At 37.2% G+C, this 19,851-nt stretch carries 31 protein-coding genes and 1 other RNA gene; 1 reads left to right on the top strand and 31 read right to left on the bottom strand.

Annotated elements, in window-relative coordinates:
• The first annotated feature begins 183 nt into the window (after window positions 1-183).
• Window positions 184-537, top strand: an RNA gene (gene rnpB / locus KKI21_03440) — RNase P RNA component class A.
• Between the two features lie 51 nt (window positions 538-588).
• On the opposite strand, the gene KKI21_03435 is transcribed toward rnpB, so the two are convergent.
• From KKI21_03435 to tuf, 31 genes are all read right to left on the bottom strand, one after another.
• Window positions 589-1,035, bottom strand: coding sequence for a ribonuclease HI family protein (locus tag KKI21_03435; protein MBU4285253.1), 447 nt, complete (start codon window positions 1,033-1,035; stop codon window positions 589-591).
• A complete protein-coding gene (recJ, locus tag KKI21_03430) occupies window positions 1,032-2,753 on the bottom strand; it encodes a single-stranded-DNA-specific exonuclease RecJ (protein ID MBU4285252.1) in 1,722 nt (573 codons plus the stop codon). Before recJ ends, KKI21_03435 begins: the two co-directional genes overlap by 4 nt.
• A gap of 12 nt (window positions 2,754-2,765) precedes the next feature.
• Window positions 2,766-3,926, bottom strand: a complete 1,161-nt coding sequence (locus tag KKI21_03425; GenBank protein MBU4285251.1) for a phosphoglycerate kinase — start codon at window positions 3,924-3,926, stop codon at window positions 2,766-2,768.
• Window positions 3,919-4,587, bottom strand: a complete 669-nt coding sequence (gene tpiA / locus KKI21_03420) for a triose-phosphate isomerase (protein MBU4285250.1) — start codon at window positions 4,585-4,587, stop codon at window positions 3,919-3,921. The genes KKI21_03425 and tpiA overlap by 8 nt, the downstream gene beginning before the upstream one ends.
• Complete coding sequence (locus KKI21_03415; GenBank protein ID MBU4285249.1) at window positions 4,584-5,057, bottom strand: small multi-drug export protein; 474 nt, start codon at window positions 5,055-5,057, stop codon at window positions 4,584-4,586. Before KKI21_03415 ends, tpiA begins: the two co-directional genes overlap by 4 nt.
• A 1-nt stretch (window position 5,058) precedes the next feature.
• The gene (galT, locus tag KKI21_03410) at window positions 5,059-6,069 is read right to left on the bottom strand and encodes a galactose-1-phosphate uridylyltransferase (protein ID MBU4285248.1); all 1,011 of its coding nucleotides are present in this window, start codon (window positions 6,067-6,069) and stop codon (window positions 5,059-5,061) included.
• On the bottom strand, window positions 6,056-6,787 hold the full coding sequence (locus tag KKI21_03405; GenBank protein MBU4285247.1) for a glycosyltransferase family 2 protein: 732 nt from the start codon (window positions 6,785-6,787) through the stop codon (window positions 6,056-6,058). Before KKI21_03405 ends, galT begins: the two co-directional genes overlap by 14 nt.
• Window positions 6,788-6,811: 24 nt before the next feature.
• On the bottom strand, window positions 6,812-7,573 hold the full coding sequence (gene map, locus KKI21_03400; GenBank protein MBU4285246.1) for a type I methionyl aminopeptidase: 762 nt from the start codon (window positions 7,571-7,573) through the stop codon (window positions 6,812-6,814).
• The gene (locus tag KKI21_03395) at window positions 7,574-8,143 is read right to left on the bottom strand and encodes a nucleoside monophosphate kinase (protein ID MBU4285245.1); all 570 of its coding nucleotides are present in this window, start codon (window positions 8,141-8,143) and stop codon (window positions 7,574-7,576) included.
• On the bottom strand, window positions 8,130-9,407 hold the full coding sequence (gene secY / locus KKI21_03390) for a preprotein translocase subunit SecY (GenBank protein ID MBU4285244.1): 1,278 nt from the start codon (window positions 9,405-9,407) through the stop codon (window positions 8,130-8,132). The genes KKI21_03395 and secY overlap by 14 nt, the downstream gene beginning before the upstream one ends.
• Window positions 9,395-9,808, bottom strand: coding sequence for an uL15 family ribosomal protein (locus KKI21_03385; GenBank protein ID MBU4285243.1), 414 nt, complete (start codon window positions 9,806-9,808; stop codon window positions 9,395-9,397). Before KKI21_03385 ends, secY begins: the two co-directional genes overlap by 13 nt.
• A 22-nt stretch (window positions 9,809-9,830) precedes the next feature.
• Window positions 9,831-10,325, bottom strand: coding sequence for a 30S ribosomal protein S5 (locus tag KKI21_03380; protein ID MBU4285242.1), 495 nt, complete (start codon window positions 10,323-10,325; stop codon window positions 9,831-9,833).
• Window positions 10,326-10,329: 4 nt separating this feature from the next.
• On the bottom strand, window positions 10,330-10,692 hold the full coding sequence (gene rplR, locus KKI21_03375; protein MBU4285241.1) for a 50S ribosomal protein L18: 363 nt from the start codon (window positions 10,690-10,692) through the stop codon (window positions 10,330-10,332).
• A 4-nt stretch (window positions 10,693-10,696) separates the two neighbouring features.
• Window positions 10,697-11,242 carry a 50S ribosomal protein L6 gene (rplF, locus tag KKI21_03370; protein ID MBU4285240.1) on the bottom strand — a complete coding sequence of 182 codons (546 nt, stop codon included), beginning with the start codon at window positions 11,240-11,242 and terminating at the stop codon, window positions 10,697-10,699.
• A gap of 7 nt (window positions 11,243-11,249) precedes the next feature.
• Window positions 11,250-11,651, bottom strand: a complete 402-nt coding sequence (gene rpsH, locus KKI21_03365; protein ID MBU4285239.1) for a 30S ribosomal protein S8 — start codon at window positions 11,649-11,651, stop codon at window positions 11,250-11,252.
• A 24-nt stretch (window positions 11,652-11,675) separates the two neighbouring features.
• A complete protein-coding gene (locus tag KKI21_03360; protein ID MBU4285238.1) occupies window positions 11,676-11,861 on the bottom strand; it encodes a type Z 30S ribosomal protein S14 in 186 nt (61 codons plus the stop codon).
• Between the two features lie 5 nt (window positions 11,862-11,866).
• Window positions 11,867-12,403, bottom strand: coding sequence for a 50S ribosomal protein L5 (gene rplE, locus KKI21_03355; protein ID MBU4285237.1), 537 nt, complete (start codon window positions 12,401-12,403; stop codon window positions 11,867-11,869).
• A 1-nt stretch (window position 12,404) separates the two neighbouring features.
• Entirely contained in the window at window positions 12,405-12,710 is a 306-nt protein-coding gene (gene rplX, locus KKI21_03350) for a 50S ribosomal protein L24 (protein ID MBU4285236.1), read from the bottom strand.
• A gap of 3 nt (window positions 12,711-12,713) precedes the next feature.
• On the bottom strand, window positions 12,714-13,079 hold the full coding sequence (gene rplN, locus KKI21_03345) for a 50S ribosomal protein L14 (protein MBU4285235.1): 366 nt from the start codon (window positions 13,077-13,079) through the stop codon (window positions 12,714-12,716).
• 4 nt (window positions 13,080-13,083) lie between these two features.
• Entirely contained in the window at window positions 13,084-13,320 is a 237-nt protein-coding gene (gene rpsQ / locus KKI21_03340; GenBank protein ID MBU4285234.1) for a 30S ribosomal protein S17, read from the bottom strand.
• Window positions 13,301-13,498 carry a 50S ribosomal protein L29 gene (rpmC, locus tag KKI21_03335; protein ID MBU4285233.1) on the bottom strand — a complete coding sequence of 66 codons (198 nt, stop codon included), beginning with the start codon at window positions 13,496-13,498 and terminating at the stop codon, window positions 13,301-13,303. Before rpmC ends, rpsQ begins: the two co-directional genes overlap by 20 nt.
• A gap of 3 nt (window positions 13,499-13,501) precedes the next feature.
• Entirely contained in the window at window positions 13,502-13,909 is a 408-nt protein-coding gene (gene rplP / locus KKI21_03330; GenBank protein ID MBU4285232.1) for a 50S ribosomal protein L16, read from the bottom strand.
• A gap of 1 nt (window position 13,910) precedes the next feature.
• Window positions 13,911-14,561: a 30S ribosomal protein S3 gene (gene rpsC, locus KKI21_03325; protein ID MBU4285231.1), complete on the bottom strand. Its 651-nt coding sequence runs from the start codon at window positions 14,559-14,561 to the stop codon at window positions 13,911-13,913.
• A gap of 2 nt (window positions 14,562-14,563) precedes the next feature.
• Window positions 14,564-15,091 (bottom strand): 50S ribosomal protein L22, encoded by a 528-nt coding sequence (rplV, locus tag KKI21_03320; GenBank protein ID MBU4285230.1) that lies wholly within the window; start codon window positions 15,089-15,091, stop codon window positions 14,564-14,566.
• 5 nt (window positions 15,092-15,096) lie between these two features.
• Window positions 15,097-15,429 (bottom strand): 30S ribosomal protein S19, encoded by a 333-nt coding sequence (rpsS, locus tag KKI21_03315; GenBank protein MBU4285229.1) that lies wholly within the window; start codon window positions 15,427-15,429, stop codon window positions 15,097-15,099.
• Between the two features lie 4 nt (window positions 15,430-15,433).
• Window positions 15,434-16,276 (bottom strand): 50S ribosomal protein L2, encoded by an 843-nt coding sequence (gene rplB, locus KKI21_03310; GenBank protein ID MBU4285228.1) that lies wholly within the window; start codon window positions 16,274-16,276, stop codon window positions 15,434-15,436.
• A gap of 2 nt (window positions 16,277-16,278) precedes the next feature.
• Window positions 16,279-16,575 carry a 50S ribosomal protein L23 gene (gene rplW / locus KKI21_03305; protein MBU4285227.1) on the bottom strand — a complete coding sequence of 99 codons (297 nt, stop codon included), beginning with the start codon at window positions 16,573-16,575 and terminating at the stop codon, window positions 16,279-16,281.
• 97 nt (window positions 16,576-16,672) lie between these two features.
• A complete protein-coding gene (gene rplD / locus KKI21_03300) occupies window positions 16,673-17,314 on the bottom strand; it encodes a 50S ribosomal protein L4 (GenBank protein ID MBU4285226.1) in 642 nt (213 codons plus the stop codon).
• A 2-nt stretch (window positions 17,315-17,316) separates the two neighbouring features.
• Window positions 17,317-17,925 (bottom strand): 50S ribosomal protein L3, encoded by a 609-nt coding sequence (gene rplC, locus KKI21_03295; protein MBU4285225.1) that lies wholly within the window; start codon window positions 17,923-17,925, stop codon window positions 17,317-17,319.
• A gap of 107 nt (window positions 17,926-18,032) precedes the next feature.
• Entirely contained in the window at window positions 18,033-18,371 is a 339-nt protein-coding gene (gene rpsJ, locus KKI21_03290; protein MBU4285224.1) for a 30S ribosomal protein S10, read from the bottom strand.
• Window positions 18,372-18,384: 13 nt separating this feature from the next.
• Complete coding sequence (gene tuf, locus KKI21_03285) at window positions 18,385-19,581, bottom strand: elongation factor Tu (protein MBU4285223.1); 1,197 nt, start codon at window positions 19,579-19,581, stop codon at window positions 18,385-18,387.
• Between the last annotated feature and the right edge of the window lie 270 nt (window positions 19,582-19,851).

Raw genomic sequence — 19,851 nt, 5'->3', positions numbered from 1 at the left:
TTAATAGTTTTGAAGAATTAAAATACAAATTACGATTATGGAATATGTACTACAATGATACAAAACATTGTGGTCTAAACGGTAAAACTCCTAACCAAACTCTCGGATTAAGAGTGCAAAATGTCCGTATCTAAAACATTTGCGCTTGACTTTTACATTTTTTTGTAATACAATAAATTTGTCCTAGTAAGTCGGATGATTACCCTGATTCATATTGGGGAGGAAAGTCCGAACACTCTCCCGACCTATGTCGGGAAACAGCCTAGCGGGTAACGCCCGTCCATCGTAAGATGAGGGATGCGAACAGAGACGAACCGGTTAAGTCCGGAGTGAAACGGTCCCGACGTAAAAGTCGGGACTCCGACCTCGTAAGAGCGTCGGAGCTAAATTCCTAGGTGGGTGCAAGAGTAAATATCTAGCGGGAAGTGATTATGATTTTCTGCTAGTGAAAGGTAACTCGCTCGACTCCGACGGTAACGTCGGGGCTAGATAAATGATCATCGATTACAGAATTCGGCTTATAGACTTACTGGGACAATAAAAATATCGAAGCTATTGCTTCGATGTTTTTTTTATATTCTTTCAATTTTATATTCCCGGCAATCCGTTGTCTTCTTTTGTTTTAGAATCCAATGCTCGATTAACCAGTCTATCCGCTTCTGTATTGTTGTTTCGAGGAATGTAGACAAATTTTACATTGCCAAAATCAATTTTTAAATTCCAAGTTTTCAGAAATAATTGTTCAATTTTGCGGTCTAAAATCTTATACTTGCCGTTCATCTGTTTAAAAATAAGTTCGCTGTCCGTTCTTAACTCTAAGTCCATTTCTTTTGCCTGTTTCTTGCCAAAAAGCAGTTTGGCTTTCTGTAAAGCAAAAATTACTGCTTCATATTCAGCCTCATTATTTGTCGCCCTGCCGATTTTTTCCGCATATTCTTTGATTATTTTCCCTTTTTCGTCGGAAAAAATCACTCCAATCGCCCCTGGTCCTGGGTTCCCCCTACTTCCACCGTCTGTATAAATCATTATCTTCATATTTTTTTCAAGTCCATAATTTTAAACTCTAATTCTTTGGTGTTATTCCATTCATTGGCTAGTATCTCGAAAACAATATCTATTTTATCCCCTAATTCTATTTTAGCACAAGAATTCACCAAGTTAAAACCAATAGCGCTGAATTTTTTAATTCCTTCTTTTGTTTCTTTTTCTAAATATAATTTCAAATGATTTTCCCTTGAACCGACATTTTTCATTCCGATTATTTTTAATTTTCTCATCACGAATAACGGAGCTGTATTATTGCTACCGAATGGTTGGAATCTTTCAATCTCCTCAAAAACCTTCCAATTTATTTCATCTGCTTCAATCTCGGCATCAATATTCAAAAACGGAGCAATATCTTCTTTTTTGAGTTTTTTATTGGCTGTTTTCTCCAATATTTTCTGAATTTTTCCCAAATTACAAACATCTGCCCTGAATGCTCCAGCAAAAGGGTGTCCGCCGTATTCTTCCAGTAATCCTTTGCATTTATCGAGCGCGTCTATAACATCAAATCCTGCCACGCCTCCCCTGGCTGAACAAACAGCGTGGTTTTTCGACAATTGGCAGATAAATGCCGGCCTCCAGAATTCGTCCTTTAATTTCTGCGCAATTAAACCGGCTAATCCCGATGTCCACGTTTCATCCGCCTCGAATATAATTTTCTTTTTATTCTTGGTTTTTAATACTCTTGTGCGCGCTTCTTTAAAAATTCTCTCCATCTGCCTCTGCCGTTCCTGATTTTTTAATTCCAAACTGTCTGCCAATCCACCTGCTTCGATTTTGTCCTTACTTAACAAAAGCCGGAAAGCAACTGTGCCGTGGTCAACGCGGCTAGCTGCATTAATTCTCGGCCCCAAAATAAATCCTATTGTATAAGTGTTTAAATTGCCTTTTATTCTCGCTTTTTCCATTAGAGCCTGCAAACCTAATCTTTTTGTCTGAGACAAAACAATCAGCCCATATTTCACTATAGTCCTATTTTCTCCCAAAATTAACATTGAATCAGTAACTGTGGCGATCGCTGCTAAATCCAAAAGCCATTTTTCCCGCGATACTGGCAGATTTTTTGTAATTCTTGCTGCCTGAAACAGTTTAAATGCCACGCCTGCGCCTGCCAATTTCTTAAATGGATATTTGCATTTTTTCTGTTTGGGATTGATAATGGCAAACGCAGCGGGTAATTTGGGCCTGCCCACCGAAGAAGTGGGGATTTCGTGATGGTCAACAATAATCACGTCCATATTCAGCTCATTGGCCAATTTTACTTCCTCTACATCAGTTATACCACAATCAATAGTGAGAATTAATTTTACTCCCCTTTTAGAAATCTGTTCAACAGCTTTTAAATTTAAGCCATAACCTTCGGAATTTCTGTCAGGGATATAAACTTCGGGATTAATATTATAAATTTCCAAAACTTCGTGAAGCAAAACTGCGCCGCAAATGCCATCAGCGTCGTAATCAGCAAAAATAGCCACTTTCTCGTGGCTTTTAGCTGCTTGCTCGATTCTTTCCAGCGTCTTTTTTACGTCTTTTAGTAAAAAGGGGTCATGCAAATCCTGGTCATAATCAGGATTGAAGAACTCGTCAATTTCTTTCTGAGTTTTCAATCCTCTGTCCCAAAGCATTTGCAGGGTTATTTTTTGATATTCGGGAAATTTTTTCAGAAATTCACTCGACGCCGGTTCACTAATTTTCCAAATTTTTTGCATAATTTAAAAAAGCTATTTTCTAAGAGCTTCAATACCCGGCAGGGTATCATTTGCCAAATAATCCAGCATTGCTCCGCCGCCAGTAGACATCCAATCAAAAACCTTTCCTTTGCCGATCTTATTTATGAATCCGATTGTATCCCCGCCGCCAACAATCGCATAAGCATTGCTTTTATTAATCGCCTTGATCAATCTCATAGATGCCTCATCAAATGGCTTCTTATCAGTTAATCCCAATGGGCCGTTCCAGACAACCATTTTTGCATTCATCACTATATCGCAAAACAGATGCATTGTTTTTGGCCCGATATCCAATGCTTTTTCAAACCATTGCAATGGTTTGATATCCCGATAAAGCGCATTCTTGCCGTCCCAAATTCTTAAATCAATGGGTAAAAATAATTTTGGGCTCTTTAAGTTTATTTTCTTGACCTCTCTGAAAGAATTCTTATCAATTAATGATCCGCCCATGGTAATACCCTTACTGGCAAAAATTGTGTTTGCTAGAGCCCCACCAATCAAAACCTTATCAGCAATTTTTAAGAATTTATTAATTACTTTTATTTTCGTTTCGATTTTCGCTCCGCCAATAATGGCCACCAATGGTTTTTTGGGATTTTTTATAATCTTACCTAATTTTTCTATCTCTTTTTCAAATAAAAATCCTGGTGCAGAAGGTAAAAACTTCGGAATGCCCACAATCGAAGCATGTTCGCGGTGTGAAACAGCGAATGCTTCATTAATAAAAACATCCCCTAATTTCGCTAATTTTTTGGCAAACTCAAGGGAATTTTTTTCTTCATCAGCCCAAAATCTGATATTTTCCAAAAGCAAAATATTGTTGTGTCCAATATCCTTGCCAAAAATATCTTCGGAAAAACCAACTTTCTTTTTTAATAGTTTTCCTAATTCATCAGCAATTGACTTCAAAGACAGCTTACTGTTTTTCCTTTTATTGGACCCGCCTACCGATAAGGCGGGGCGCCCTAAATGGGAAATTAAAATAATTTTTGCTTTTTGTTTGATTAAATATTCTATTGTCGGCAAACTTTCTTTAATCCTGAAATTATCGGCAATTTTTCCTTTTTCGTCTAATGGCACGTCGAAATTAACACGCACTAATGCGCGTTTATTTTTTACATCTAATTTTTTAAGTGTTTCAATCTTAGACATTTTGATTTATTTTTATAAATTCATCTACTTTTAAACTGGCTCCTCCAACTAATAATCCGTCAAATCCAACATCAATATAATCCTTGGAAATTTTGCTATTTACACTTCCGCCGTATAAAACCTTATTATTAAGTTTTTCTTTTATGGATTCCAAAGATTCTTTGGCTTTAGATGCTTCACAAAAATCTCCTGTTCCAATTGCCCAAACCGGCTCATAAGCAATAATTATTCTGTCTAAATCTTTTTTCGAAATTCCGTTTAAATCCTGTTCCAATTGCTTTTTAATTACCTCTTTGGCGTCTTCTCCTTTTTTCTCGCCAATGCACAAAATCGGCCTTAAATCCGTTGCAAGCGCGGCTTTAAGTTTTTTATTTATCATTTCATCTGTCTCTTTAAAATGCACTCTTCTTTCCGAATGGCCGATAATTACATAAGCAACTCCTAAATCTTTCAGCATATCCAGGGAAATTTCGCCAGTATACGGCCCGGATGCTTCCCAATAACAATTCTGGGCGCATAAATTATCGGATTTTAATTCAGAAAGATAAGTAAATGGCGCGCAAATAATTGCGCCGGTTTTTTTTACCTTATTAAAAAGTTCCTTTGCCTCTTTAATAGTAGAAGGATTCATTTTCCAATTTGCGACAATTAATGGTTTCATATAAGTGGTAAATTAATTATTCCTAACGTAATTAGACTTACCAGAATTCCTGCTATTAAAACTCCGGCGGCAATTGCTGGAAAGGCGCGTTTTAAAGGAATTCCAAAAACATAAGCAATTAACGAGCCTGTCCATGCCCCAGTACCCGGCAAAGGAATTGCCACAAAAATTGTTAAAGCCAGATATTGCCAACGCTCAAAAATTTTTGTGTGTTTTTTCCTCGTTTTTTCAAAAAGCCAATTAAAAAACTTATTTAAAAAATAAATTCTATGGATTGCAAATCTATTTATTAATAAATCCAAACCCAAAATAATAAAAACAATCGGAATTAAATTGCCAATTAATGACCAAAGAAAAGCGGACCAAACCGACATTTTATAAACTACCATAGCTACGGGAATCGCCACCCTTAATTCGCCTATGGGTATGGCAGCTATACCAACCACAATCAATTCGTGGGGAATATTCATATTAATCAATTTTGACTCCTCTTAAAAACTTAGCAACTTCCTCTGGTTTAACGCTGATAATTTCAACTCCTGTGCCCAATTCAATGCCTGCCCATGTATTTGTTTTCGGCAGAATTTCAATATGCCAATGGTAATATTTATAATCTCTGCCGTCACAAGGCGCAGTGTGGATAAAAAAGTTGTAGGCAGGATCTTTAAGTCCCTTATAAAGCCGGTAAAGCGCCTGCTGAAGTGCTTCGCCCAAAGACATTCTTTCGGCCTCGGTTATTTCTTTAAAATTTGACTGGTGTTTGCGGGGATAAATTCTTAATTCGAAATTAACGCGCGGCACAAACGGCGAAAAAACTACAAAATGCTCATTATGAAAAACGCATCGGTTTTTTTCCTTTTTTTCGCATTTTAACATTTCACAATGAACGCATTTGTGATGCTCTTTATAATATCTTTTTGCGCCACTTAAACTGCGCTTAACGTCGCTGGGTAAAACAGTTAGAGCAATTATCTGCGAATGAGGATGAGAGATTGATGCGCCTGCTTCTTTGCCGTGATTGTGGAAAATAAAAACATAATTTACGCACTGGTGATCCATTAAGGCAATATAACGTTCCTGGTATGCTTTCAAAACCTCCGCTACTTTTTCAACCGGCATCAAGGCCAGATGTTTTTTATGGTCGCGAGTAATAACAATTTCATGAAAACCCACTCCTTCCATTACTGTATATGGCCCTTCCTTATGAGATATTGGGCATTGGCCATAACCTATAATTGGAAATTTGTTTTTAATAACCTGTAAACTCCATTTATTCCCCTTACCATAAATTAAAAGCGGTTCGCTGTGACCCGTGATTTGCGGATTTTCAAAAGGACAGTCGGAAATTTTCTGCTCAAATTTCTGGCGGCCGCCGATGAAACTATTCGGTTTTTTTGCCCTGCCAGTTGCCACAATCATCCAATCTCCACTGACTGGGTCCTGCCTTAATTCGGAAATATATTGGGAGTTATTTTTTTTCATTTATCTTATATTTGTCTGTTAAAAAATTCCATTTAATTTTTAATAATTCCCAAAAAGTTTTAAGATAGCTCATTAATGTAACCGCTCCTGGCGGGTTATTCCAGTCCACTGGCAGTTCTTTTGTTTTGAATCCCATTTTTTTTGCCAATGACAGGATTTCAAAATCAAACCCCCAGCGATTGAGAGTTTGTTTGAGAAAAATCTGATCAACTGCTTTATCGGTAAAAAGCTTAAACCCTCGTTGAGAATCATGAATTTCCCAAAGACCAGTCACGATTCGAATTATATATTTCGCTAATCTCCCTAGTAATCGGCGGTACCAGGCAGCGGTTTCTTTGATTTTTGCCCCCTTTACTTCTATCGAGCCAATTACAATATCGTAATCCTTTTTGATGTATGGCCAGAACCCGTCCAAATGGTCGATTGGTGTTGAATTATCGGCGTCCATAAATAATCTATATTTCCCTTTTGCTTCCAGCATCGCCTGCTTCACCACCCAACCTTTGCCATGATTTTCTTTGTTGTCGATCAAGCGCAGATTTCTTATTAATTCTCCCATTTTGTTCACCACTTGTGCTGTATTGTCCTTTGACCCATCGCTAATAACGATAATTTCGTAATCATATTTCTGCTCTGATAGATATTTATCAATATCTAAAAGCGTGGTTGCAATCCTTTTTTCCTCGTTATAAGCAGGTATCACTACAGATAAATGTATTTTATTTTCCATACTTAAATTATATCACGATGTGAGTATTTTTGTCCCTTTTTTTGTAATCGCGATAGTGTGTTCGAAATGGGCGGAAATGCTATAATCTTTGGATCGGAAGCCGAATCCGTCTTCGGTTTTTTCAATTTTCCAATTGCCAGTTATAATCATCGGCTCAATTGCCAGAACCATACCCTCAACAAGTTCGAGACCTGTTCCTTTCTTGCCATAATTTAAAATCTGCGGATCTTCATGGACACTTTTGCCAATTCCGTGCCCGACCAAATCCCGAATAACATTAAATCCTTTTTTTTCAACATAACTCTGTATTGCCCATCCAATATCGCCCAAATGTCTGCCCGGCCTGCATTGTTTAATTGCAATTTCCAAAGATCTTTTTGTTGCTGCAATTAATTTTTTCAGTTTTTTATCTATTTTGCCGATCGGCAGGGTTATAGCCATGTCAGTGCAATACCCTCTACTCGTCCCGTTTGCTGGGAATCTGATTCCTAAATCAAGAGTCAATAAATCTCCTTGTTTCAATTTCCTATTGCTCGGCACTGCGTGAACTATTTCTTCATTCACAGAAGCGCATAAAACAGCCGGATAATTATTAAAACCTTTAAAGGCCGGCTTTACGCCGTAAGAAAAAATAAGGTCTTGAGCGACCTCATCTAATTCTTTTGTAGTTATGCCGGGTTTTGCATGTTTGGCAACTTTTTTTATTATTTTTGCCAAAATGCTTCCGCCCTGCTTCATTATTTCAATTTCTTTTTCTATGTAAATATTCACCATTTATTTTATTACTTTTAAAATATCCTTAAAAACATTTTCTCTTGTTTGTTCGCCGTTAATATAAACCAAATTATAATGTTTTTTCAAATAATTTATTGCGGGAACGGTTCTTTTTTTGTATAAAATAAAGCGTTTTTTAATATCCTTTGCTTCGTCATCAGCTCTGTTTCTTTTGGGCAATCTTTTTAATGCTTCTTTTTCAGAAATATTAATAAGAATAAATTTAGTATTTTTCTTTCTATCTAAAAACTTCAAAAAATCATCCAAGTCTTTCGCTTCCTGTAATCTTCTCGGAAACCCGTCAGCAATAATCCCCTGATTTTTTTTAAGATTCTGGGCAATGTCATACATCCATAAAGTGGTGGCTAAATCATCAAACGGCAGTCCTCCGCTTTCAACAACTGATTTTATTCTTTCACCAACATCGGTCTTTTGTTCTGTTAATTTCCTGAATAGTTTGCCAGTAGAAATATAATAAGCGCCTTTAAAACGTTCCAATAAGCGTTTTGCCTGCGTTCCTTTTCCGCATCCTGGCGGTCCGATTAAAATAAAATTTTTAAAATCCTTCATAATCCCTCATTGTTAATTGCGATTCAACTTGCTTCATTGTTTCCAAAACCACGGAAACAACGATTAAAACCGCTGTACCTCCGATAGTCATTGAAGCAAGGCCAGTAGCTCCCTGGACTATTGTCGGCAAAACAGCAATCAAACCCAAAAACAAAGCCCCGACAAAAGTAATCTTGTATAAAACGTGTGAGAAAAATGCAGCAGTATTCTCACCCGGCCTAATACCCGGCACAAACCCACCGTTTTTCTGAACATTTTCGGCAATCGCTTTCGGATCGAAAGTAACCGAAGTATAAAAAAAGGTAAACACTACTACTAAAATAAAATAAACAACAGCATAAAAAATCTGGTCCTGAAAAATATTCCCGATTGATGTCGCTATTTTCGCAATTGTCAGGTTGGAAGCAGTCGAAAAAAACTTGGCAATCATTCCCGGAAAAAGCATAATAGACAAAGCAAAGATTATAGGAATCACTCCTGCCTGGTTGACTTTTAAAGGTAGATAAGTCGAGAATCCGCCGTAAACTCTTCGCCCCTTAATCCTTTTTGCATAAGCAATAGGAACTTTTCTCTGGGACTCATTAATTATAACGACCCCGACAATTACCAGAACTGCCACAATTATAAAACCCAGATATGCGGGCAATTGCGCCGGAGTATAAGTCGCGATAATCTGCTGGATAGATGAAGGAATTCTTCCGACAATACCGGCAAAAATCAATAAAGAAACTCCGTTGCCGATTCCTTTTTCGGAAATTAATTCGCCCAGCCACATCAGAAAAACCGCTCCGGCCGTAATTGTAGCAATGGCAGTAAATAATGCGAATGAAGACAGAGGAATAACTATCTGTTGGCTGGTTAAAAGATTTATCATTGCATATGCTTGCAGGGCTGCCAGAGGAACAGTCAAAATTCTTCCGTATTGGTTAAATTTTCTCTGTCCTTCCGGGCCTGATTCATGGTACATTTCTTTAAGTTTCGGGAAAATCATGGTTAAAAGCTGTAAAATAATCGTGGCAGTAATAAATGGTCCAAGACCCAACATAGCGATTGAAAAATTCTGCATTGCGCCTCCGGTAAAAATATTAATCAAGCCAAAAAGCTGATTTCCTTGAAAAAATGCCCGGAGTTTTTCTGTATTAACTCCCGGCACTGGAATATTTGAAATCAGGCTAAAAACTATTAATAAACCGGCAACAAATAATATTTTGTTCCTTAATTCTTTAACCTTGAAAAGTTGTTTAATTTTTTCTAACCATTGCATATTTTTTCTACGGATTTTGACATTCTGCAATTTTCAACTTTCAGTTTCTTTTTTAATTTTCCATCACCCAGAATTTTAACATCTGGCACCCTGTTATTAACTTTAACAATTAATCTTTTTTCGAGCAATGTTTCCGGACTGACTATTTCTCCATTATTATACTTTTTTTCCAAATCCTTCAAATTAACAATCTGCGGTTTCGTAGCAAACGATTTAAACCTGTATCCTCTTTTTTTGGGAATTTTTTTGATAAAATCGCGGATTTCCGGCCTAAGTTTTCTACCAGCTCTTGATAATTGCCCTTTTAATCCCTTTCCAGAATAAGTCCCGCGTTTGCCTCCTCGGCCGACACGCTTTTTCGCTTTCTGGGAATAAATTGGTTTTACTTGATGTAGTTGCATATTATGAAGAAGTCAGACTTCTTTATGATAATTTTCTTAATGCTTCAATTGCTGCCTCAGCATTGGCTAATTTATTCGTTGTTCTTCCGATAATTTTGGAAACCACGTTTTCTATTCCGGATAAATTGCAAATAACTCTGACTGCGCCACCAGCAATAATTCCTCTTCCTTTCGGAGCTGGTTTCAACATAACTTTAGCTGCACCGAATTTTGCTTCAGTCATCTGGCTGATTGATTTATTCTCTGTAATCGGAACTTGAATCAGATTCTTCTTGGCTTGATTCACTGCTTTTTCGACTGCGATAGTCACATCAGCTCCTTTCGCCAAACCGATTCCAACTTTGCCCTGCCTGTTTCCGATAATAACTAATGCTCGGAAGCTGAATCTTCTGCCTCCGGCAACCATTCGAGCAGTTCTGCGGATATCTAAAAGTTTCTGCTCAAATTCTGACTTCTCTTCTTTTCTATCACCTCTTCTGGTTCTTGGTTTTCTTTCGAATTTTTTTTCTTCTGTCATAAATTTAAAATTTTAAACCCCCCATACGTGCTCCGTCTGCTAATGATTTTATTCTTCCATGATATTTATATCCTGCCCGGTCAAAAATAACCTTTTCAACCTGCTTGCCAGCAGGTAGGTCTTTTGCTTTTTCGGCCAATAATTTTCCAACCTCTTGTGCAATTGCCACCTTCCCTTTGGGAAGCTTCTTTATTTCATTATCGTTGGCAGAAACTAATGTTTTGCCTTTTTCGTCGTCTATTAACTGCGCGTAAACATGCTTATTGCTTCTAAAAACGCAAAGCCGCGGGCATTTTGCATTGCCTATTGTTTTTGCTTTGATTCTTTTATGCCTGGCGATTCTTTTTTCTTGTTTTTGTTTTTTCATGATTTTATCCAGCTGTCGCAACTGCCTTCTTACCGGCTTTTCTTCTGACTATTTCATTTTCGTATCTGATTCCTTTGCCTTTGTACGGCTCTGGCTTTCTGTAACTCCTGATTTCGGCGGCTGTCTGGCCGACCATCTGTTTGTCTATCCCGGAAATAGTTATTGTATTTTTCTCCACTTTAAATTCTATCATCTTCGGAACTTCAACTTCTATGGAGTGGGAAAAGCCTAAATTCAAAACCAATTTATTCCCACTCATCATCGCCTTATAGCCGATCCCTTCAATAATTAATTTTTTCTCAAATCCCTTACTTACTCCTTCCGTCATATTAGCTATTAATGCCCTGAATGTTCCCCATAAAGCAGAGCTGTTTTTTGTTTTCTTCAATTCTTTTAATAAAATCGTTTTGTCTTTGATTTCAACTTCGATTTCTGACGTTAATTTTTGGGTCAATTCGCCTTTTTCCCCTTTAACCAATATTAAATCTTTATCGATTTTCACTTCGACTCCATCTGGAATAATTATTGGTTGTTTGCCGATTCTACTCATATTAATATTAAAAAACTCTACAAATTAATTCTCCTCCCAAGCTATTTTTTTTGGCATCCCTGTCAGTCATAAGCCCGCTGGAAGTTGTGAGAATAATAATTCCGCGGCCCTGTGAAAACTTAATTAAATTGTTTTTAGAAACATAAATCCTTTGTCCCGCCTTGCTTATTCTGATTAATCCCTGGATTTTAGGAGATATATTTTTGTTGTCTTTATATTTTAAATCCACTTCCAATTCTTTTTTGGTCTCCTTGCCCGATTCTTTAACAGCGCCCAAATATCCTTCAACGCTTAAAAGTTTTGCCAATTCAAATTTGATTTTAGAGTGCGGAAAAACTACAGTTTTATGTCCAACTGCTTGAGCGTTTCTTATCCTTGTTAACATGTCGCTTATAGGATCTGTTCTCATATATTCTTGTCCCGATATACGGGTTTACCAGCTTGATTTTTTAATACCAGGAAGTTCCCCTTTGTTGGCTAATTCTCTGAAACAAATACGGCACAAACCGAATTTGCGCATATAGCCGTGTCTGCGACCGCAGCGAAAACAGCGGTTGATTTTTCGCGTTGAAAACTTTGGTTTTTTATGTGATTTAGCAATATCGGATGTCTTAGCCATACGTTTTATTTAATTGGAAAACCCATTAGTTTATAAAATTCCAATGCTCTTTCTTTATTTTTTTCGTGAATTACAATTGTTATTTCCATGCCGAAAATCCTTCTGATGTCTTCTTGGGATATTTCTGGGAAAATAATATGTTCTTTGATGCCAATCGTCAAATTGCCGTCTTTATCGATTGATTTTGGATTTAATCCCCGAAAATCCCTGGTTCTCGGCAAAACAATATTTATCAGGCGAGAAAGAAAATCATACATTCTTTTACCGTGCAAAGTCACTTTTAATCCGACCGGCATTCCTTCTCTTGTTTTAAAAGCAGAAATTGCTTTCTTGACCAGTGTTATTAATGGCTTTTGGCCTGTAATTAAAGTCAAATCTCTGATAATTAATTCTTGTGTTTTTTCGTCTTTAGAAACAGTGATACTGCCGATTCCGATATTAACTACCACTTTCTCGATTTTTGGCACAGCCAAATCATTCCGGTATCCAAACCGTTTTTTCATTTCAGGTATTACTTCTTTAATGTATTTTTCCTTTAACATATTATATTTCCTGTAGGCACTTTTTACATATCCGTGCCTTATTTTTCTCCAGTATCCTATGCCCAATACGGGTGGCTTTTTTGCATTTCGGGCAGATTATCTTCACATTAGAAATATTCATTGGACGCGACACTTCTACTCTCTGCCCCTTCTCTCCTTCTTTTTTTGGCTTCTTGTGCCTTTTAACGATATTTAAACCTTCAATAGTAATTCTATTGTCTTTTGGATAGACTTCGGTCACTTTTCCGCTTTTATTTTTGTCTTTTCCGGTAATGATTAAAACTATGTCGCCTGATTTGATTTCCATATTTTATAATACCTCGGCTGCTAATGAAATTATTTTATCAAAACCTTTATCTTTTAATTCTCTGGCTACCGGGCCGAAAATTCTATTTCCTTTTGGTTCTTTGCCGTCCAGAATCACGGCCGCATTATCATCAAATCTAATATAGCTACCGTCTTTTCTGCGCAAAGATCTTTTCTGTCTAACAATTACCGCTCTGATTATTTCTTTCTTTTTAACCAATTTTCTGGGTTCGGCATTCTTAACTGAAGCCACAATAATATCGCCAATCTGAGCATATCTGCGTCTGGTTGCACCCAAAACCTTAAACACCCGGATTGCTTTCGCTCCAGTATTGTCAGCTACAATTAAATTTGTTCCTGCCTGAATCATATAATTATAAAACTATCCATCTTTTTTCTTTTGATATTGGCCCGCATTCTTGAATAGAAATCTTGTCTCCGATATGATATTTTTTCTCTGGATCATGAGCTTTGTATTTTTTGGAAACACGATATCTTCTTCTGTATTTGGGATGTTCCTTGATCCTTTCAACTAAAACCACAATGGTTTTATCCATTTTATCAGAAACTACTACACCTTTTAATATTCTTTTATTTGTTTTCTTGTCCATGTTGTTTCAAAAGTGTTAATATTCTAGCAATATCGCGCCTATTCCTATGAATTTCGTTGATATTCTTCACTTTCCCGCTGGCTAGGTTAAATCTTAACTCTCGAAGATTATCTCTCAGATGGATAAGAGTTTCTTTCAATTCTTTATCTGTTTTTTGCTTGAATTCTTTTGTTTTCATAATTTATCTTTTTACAAATTTTGTTCTGATCGGAAGTTTATGGCTGGCTAATTTTATTGCCTCTTTTGCAATTTCCTCGGAAACCCCGTCTATTTCGAAAAGTATTCTGCCCGGCTTAACAGCAACTACATAATATTCAACGCTTCCCTTACCGCCACCCATCGGCACCTCCTGCCCTTTTTGGGTTACTGGCTTGTCGGTAAAAACCCTAATCCAAAACTTACCACCTTTCTGCAAATGATGGGCTATTGTTCTTCTGGCTGACTCGATCTGCCTGGCAGTTATCCATTTTGTACCGTCTGCTTTCAATCCAAAGGCTCCAAAAATTAATTCTGTACCACCCTTGGAATTTCCTTTAAATCTTCTTCTACCTTTATGCCATTTTCTATGTTTTACTTTTTTGGGCTGCATATTATTTTTCAAATACCTCTCCTTTGTTTATCCAAATTTTTATTCCGATCACGCCGTAAATTGTGTAAGCATTAACCTGGGCATAATCAATATTTGCCCTGATTGTCTGAAGAGGTAAACTACCCTTAATTAATTTTTCATCACGGGCCATTTCCGAACCATTCAAACGCCCGGAAACAGAAACTTTGATTCCCTTGACCTCTGGATTCTGTATTGCCTTTTCGATTGTCTGTTTAATTACACGCCTGAAAGGCATTCTTCGCTCCAGCTGTTCGGCAATTGCCTGACCGATAATATTTGCTTTGGTTTCGGCTTTTCTAATTTCCTCTACGTCTATTTTAATGTCTATACCTTTTATTTTCCCTTTAAAAACTTTACTGATAACTCGTTTCTTAAGTTCTTGGATTCCAGCTCCTCCGCGGCCGATAATAATGCCCGGCCTGGCGGCTTTGATTATAATATGAATGGAATTAGCCAAACGCTTTATTATTATCTCGTCAACTATTGCCGGCTTTAATTCTTTTTTTAAAAATTCGCGGATTTTAATATCCTGCTCCAAATTACTTTTGTAGTTTTTTTTGCTGAACCACTGCGACTGCCAATCCTCAATGCCTTTTATTCTAAAAACTTTTGGATGAACTCTATGACTCATAATTACATTGATTTTCTTCTAAATATTTTTCTAGCAATGCTTCCGATAAATCCTTTTCCTTTTTTAGTCTCTTTGAGAGGTCTATATTTCGGTTTCTCCGGTTTCTGAGTGGACACAACCGTAACTGGAGGCGCTTCTTTCGGAGTTTTTTCCATTTCTATTGATTTTACGGGCTGGGCTTTTTTTATTTTAACCCCATCTTTAACCCCTAACACTAAAATTATATGGCTTGTTCTTTTCATAATCGGATGCGCTCTGCCTCTTGAAACCGGCATCCATCTTTTATTGGGAACGCCCTCATCAACTCTGATTTCTTTGATAAATAAATTTTCCTTTTCAAGATTAAGATTGTTCTTAGCATTAGCAATAGCCGAGTTCACAAGTTTCAAAATCGGAGCCGCTGCCCTTCGACTGATAAATTTCAACTGGGCTTCTGCTTCTTTTATTTCTTTGCCCCTGATTAAATCAATCACTGACCTAACTTTTCTCGGAGCAATCCTTAAATAATTTAAACTGGCTTTAATTTCCATATTTTTTATTTAGTTTTTGCAACGGGTGCTAACGTTGGTGCTGACGCCGTTTCTTCTGTGCCTTTTTCGATTTCTCTCTGCATCTTGCCTCCGTGACTAGTGAATTTCCTAGTCGGAGAAAATTCTCCTAATTTATGACCGACCATTTCTTCTGTTGCAAAAACCACAATATGGTCTTTGCCATTATGCACGCCAAAAGTAAATCCTATCATTTCTGGCGTTATAGTACAGTCGCGAGACCATGTTCTAATTATGGTTTTATCTCCAGATTTTAATTTCTTAACTTTCTCTATTAATTTTTTATCCACCCAAGGACCTTTTTTTAAACTTCGTGTCATACTTTTATTTACGTTTTTTGTGAATTCTTCTTCTAATTATAAATGTATCAGAATATTTTCTATTTTTCCTGGTTTTAACGCCAAAAGCCTGCTTGCCCCAAGGAGTTTTCGGTCCTCTGCGCAAACCAATCGACGTCTTACCTTCTCCTCCGCCGTGCGGATGGTCAACTGGATTCATCGCTGTTCCCCTAACCCTTGGCCTTACTCCTTTCCATCTCATTCTGCCGGCCTTTCCAAGGTTAGTAAAAATATGCTCGGGATTGCTTAATGCGCCTATTGTTGCCATGCAATCTGCTTTCACCATCCTGATTTCCGCGGAAGGAAGGATTAAATGGACATGCCGACCTTCTTGGGCGCTGACTTGCGCGCCTGAACCAGCTGTGCGGACAATCTTCCCGCCTTGGTTAGGAATCAATTCAATATTATAAACAAAAGTTCCCACTGGAATATTTTTTAGTGCCATTCTGTTTCCGGATTTAATGATTGTTTTCTCGGATGTAATAATTTCATCTCCGACTTTCATCTCCTGCGAAGCTAAAATATATCTTTTTTCTCCGTCAGCATAACAAATCAAAGCAATAAAAGCTGACCTATTCGGATCATATTCAATAGTTTTTACTTTAGCCGGAATATTCATCTTATCTCTTCTGAAATCAACGATGCGGTACAATTGTTTGTGTCCTCCACCTTGATGCCTAATAGTAATCCTACCTTGTTTGTTTCGGCCAGCTTGTTTCTTGAAAGACATGAGAAGAGATTTTTTCGGCTTGTCAGTAGTTAAAATTTTACTGTATTCAATACCGATTCTCCCTCTTGTGCCTGGACTTGTTGGTTTATAATTTTTCATAATTAATGCGGTAAAATCTCGATTTTATGACCTCTCCATAGAGTAATAATGGCTTTTTTGTATCCTGGTTTTTCGCCAATTTTACCTTTCATTATTCTTTTCTTGGTTTTGATATTGATGATATTAACCTTTTTAACCGCTACGCCATAAAGATTAGCAATAGCTTTTTTAATTTCTGATTTATTGGCATCAGAATAAACTTTAAAAATATATTTTCCGCTTTCGGAAAGATTGGTCGCCTTCTCGCTGATATGTGGTCCTTTTAAAAGTATCGCAGCTGTAATTTCCTTATTTTTCATTGGCGCCCTTTTAATGGGCTCCACGCCAAAACTTTCAGATTTAGGCGGGCCCGCCTGCTTGCGCTTCGCGCTTGCGGCGGGTCTTTTTTTAAAAACATTAAACAGTCCCATAAGTCTTTTCAATTACCTTAATTGCTTCTTTATCTATTAGTAAATATTTAAACGATAATAAATCTAAAACATTTAAACTGTCGGCAAGTATTGTTTTTGTACTGGGAATATTTTTGCTGGCAATGATTATATTTTCATTTTTTTTGGAAATAGTTATCAATACGCTCGGTTTTTTGACTTCTTTAAGAATTTTACCAAAAATTCCAGCCATTATTTTTGTTTTTGGTTCTTTTATCTTTAATTCATCTAAAACAATCAATTCTTTATCCTGAACCTTCGAAGTTAAAACCATAAAAAGAGCTTTTCTTTTGGCTTTTTTATTGATTTTTTTCTCAAAATTTTCCTCAAGCTTCGGTCCGAAAGTCACGCCACCGCCTCTCCATAAAGGGGAACGAATTGAACCATGTCTGGCGCGGCCAGTTCCTTTTTGTCTCCATGGTTTTTTGCCTCCGCCTCTCACCTCGCTTCTGTCTTTAGCATGGGCTAGATGAAAACGGCTGTTTGCCGTCTGGGCGTTTACCGCCTGATAAATTAAATCATTATTAATTTTCACGCCAAAAATTTCCTCTGGCAAACTTATTGTGCCTACTTGTTCCCCCTCTGAATTATGAACCAATACTTTAATCATAATTAAATAGTTTGAATTTCGATTAATCCGCCATTGGGACCCGGAACTGCGCCAGAAACTGCCAATAAATTATTCTCTGCATCTATTGCAGCGATTTTTAAATTTTTGACCGTGATTCTATCAATGCCCATATGACCAGCCATTCTTTTTCCTTTTATTACTTTTTCCGGAAAACTGCAACCAATAGAACCGGGTTTTCTTAAACTATGTGGGTCTCCGTGAGAAGTTGAACCACCCTTGAACCCATATCTTTTTACAACCCCCTGGAATCCTCTGCCTTTAGAAATCCCCGAAATTCTTATTTTATCTCCTTCTTGAAAAGTTGAAACATCAATTTTGTCGCCAGTTTTAAATTTTGTAATATCTATATCTCCTCTGAATTCTTTCAGATATTTAAATGGTTTTTGTTTTAACGGCTTTTTTATTTTTTGGGGCTTTAATTCCTGAAATCCAATCTGGACAGCATCATAACCGTCTTTGTTGGGTTCTTTTGTTCTGATTTGAGTAATAAAACACGGCCCAGCTTCAATAACAGTAACTGGTACAACTATTCCTTCTTTGTTATATATTTGAGTCATTCCGACTTTTTTCCCAATTATAAATTTTATCATACTATACGAAAATGCTAATGAAAAATACCGGCTACCCGGTATTTCTAACTCAGCTAGCTGTCTTTTCCATCTATTTTATTAATACAAATTCATTTAATAATTTGTAGTTACATTTTAATCTCTATGTCTACGCCTGCAGGCAAGTTTAAATTCATCAATGCATCAATAATCTTCGGCGCTGGATTGAGTATATCAATCACGCGCTTATGGGTTCTCATCTCAAACTGTTCTCTCGCGTTCTTATGAACAAAGGTTGAACGATTAACCGTGTATTTCTGAATATGAGTTGGCAATGGTATTGGACCAACTACTTCGGCCCCGTATCTCTCGGCAATCTCAATAATCTGCTTAGCTGATTGGTCAACAATTTTATGATCAAACGCTTTGATCTTTATTCTCAAACGCTGCTTTATCTCTTCGGTTCCGATTTCTTTCTTTTTTACCATTATTTCGAATAAATTACTTGATGATTTTAGTGACTACTCCTGCGCCAACTGTCTTGCCTCCTTCTCGAATGGCAAATCTTTGTTTTTCTTCCAGTGCTACTGGGTTGATAAGTTTGATATTTAATTTGACAGTATCGCCAGGCATTACCATTTCTGTTCCTTCTGCCAATGAAGTTACATCACCAGTAACATCAGTGGTACGGATATAAAACTGAGGCTTATATCCTTTGAAGAATGGAGTATGACGACCGCCTTCTTCTTTAGATAAAATATAAACTTCGCCTTCAAATTCACTATGAGGAGTAACGCTACCTGGCTTGGCAATAACTTGTCCTCTTTCTACGTCTTCTTTCTTTAAGCCTCTTAAGAGAATTCCGGCATTATCACCTGCCATACCCTCATCTAATGACTTGTTAAACATTTCAATACCAGTAATTACGGTCTTCTGGGTCGGCTTTATTCCAATAATTTCAACTTCTTCGTTAATTTTAACGATTCCTCTTTCAATTTTTCCAGTAACCACAGTTCCGCGGCCTCCAATTGAGAAGATATCTTCAATCGGCATTAAAAACGGTTTATCGGTTTCTCGTTTTGGTTCCGGAATGTATTCATCCAAAGCTTTAACAAGCTCGAAAATACATTTAGCATCTTCTGAATCCGGAGAGCTTGCCTCCAGGGCCTTTAAAGCTGAACCGCGGATAAATGGAATTTTGTCTCCAGGAAATTCATATTTAGTCAAAAGCTCTCTCACTTCTGCCTCAACTAAATCAATCAATTCAGGATCATCAACCTGGTCAACTTTATTTAAAAATACGACAATTGCCGGCACGCCGACCTGACGGGCTAAAAGAACGTGCTCTCTAGTCTGAGGCATTGGGCCGTCAGCAGCAGACACAACCAAAATAGCACCATCCATCTGAGCTGAGCCAGTAATCATGTTCTTAATATAATCAGCATGACCCGGGCAGTCGATATGGGCATAGTGTCTTTTTTCACTTTCGTACTCAACATGAGCTAAGGCAATAGTAATACCACGATCCCTTTCTTCTGGAGCATTATCAATCTCGTTAACTCCCTTTTTTTGGGCATTAAAACCTTTAGCACTCAATTGTTTAAGGATGGCAGCAGTTAAAGTAGTTTTCCCATGGTCAACGTGGCCAATTGTTCCTACATTAACGTGCGGCTTTATTCGTTCAAATTTTTCTGCCATATTATTTTATTTTTAGCTGCGATGACAGAATACAAGAAATATACAATATTGCTTGGATACTGTTATTCGCAAACTGTTAGTTATTATTTATGATATAAAGTCTAACTGATTATTAATAATCAGTCAAGCTCTTGTATGAGGCCACCCAATTTTGCACTTTTGAGGCATTAAAACTGGTAATTGTAATTTAGTCAGCGATAACATAAACTGTACAGGAGATAATTTATTCTGAAAAGCATAATGCACCCTATCAGTATTGTACCAAACAAG

The sequence above is a fragment of the Patescibacteria group bacterium genome (assembly GCA_018897295.1).
GTDB lineage: Bacteria > Patescibacteriota > Minisyncoccia > RBG-13-40-8-A > RBG-13-40-8-A > JAHILA01.
This window is presented reverse-complemented; position numbering and strand designations above follow the sequence as displayed.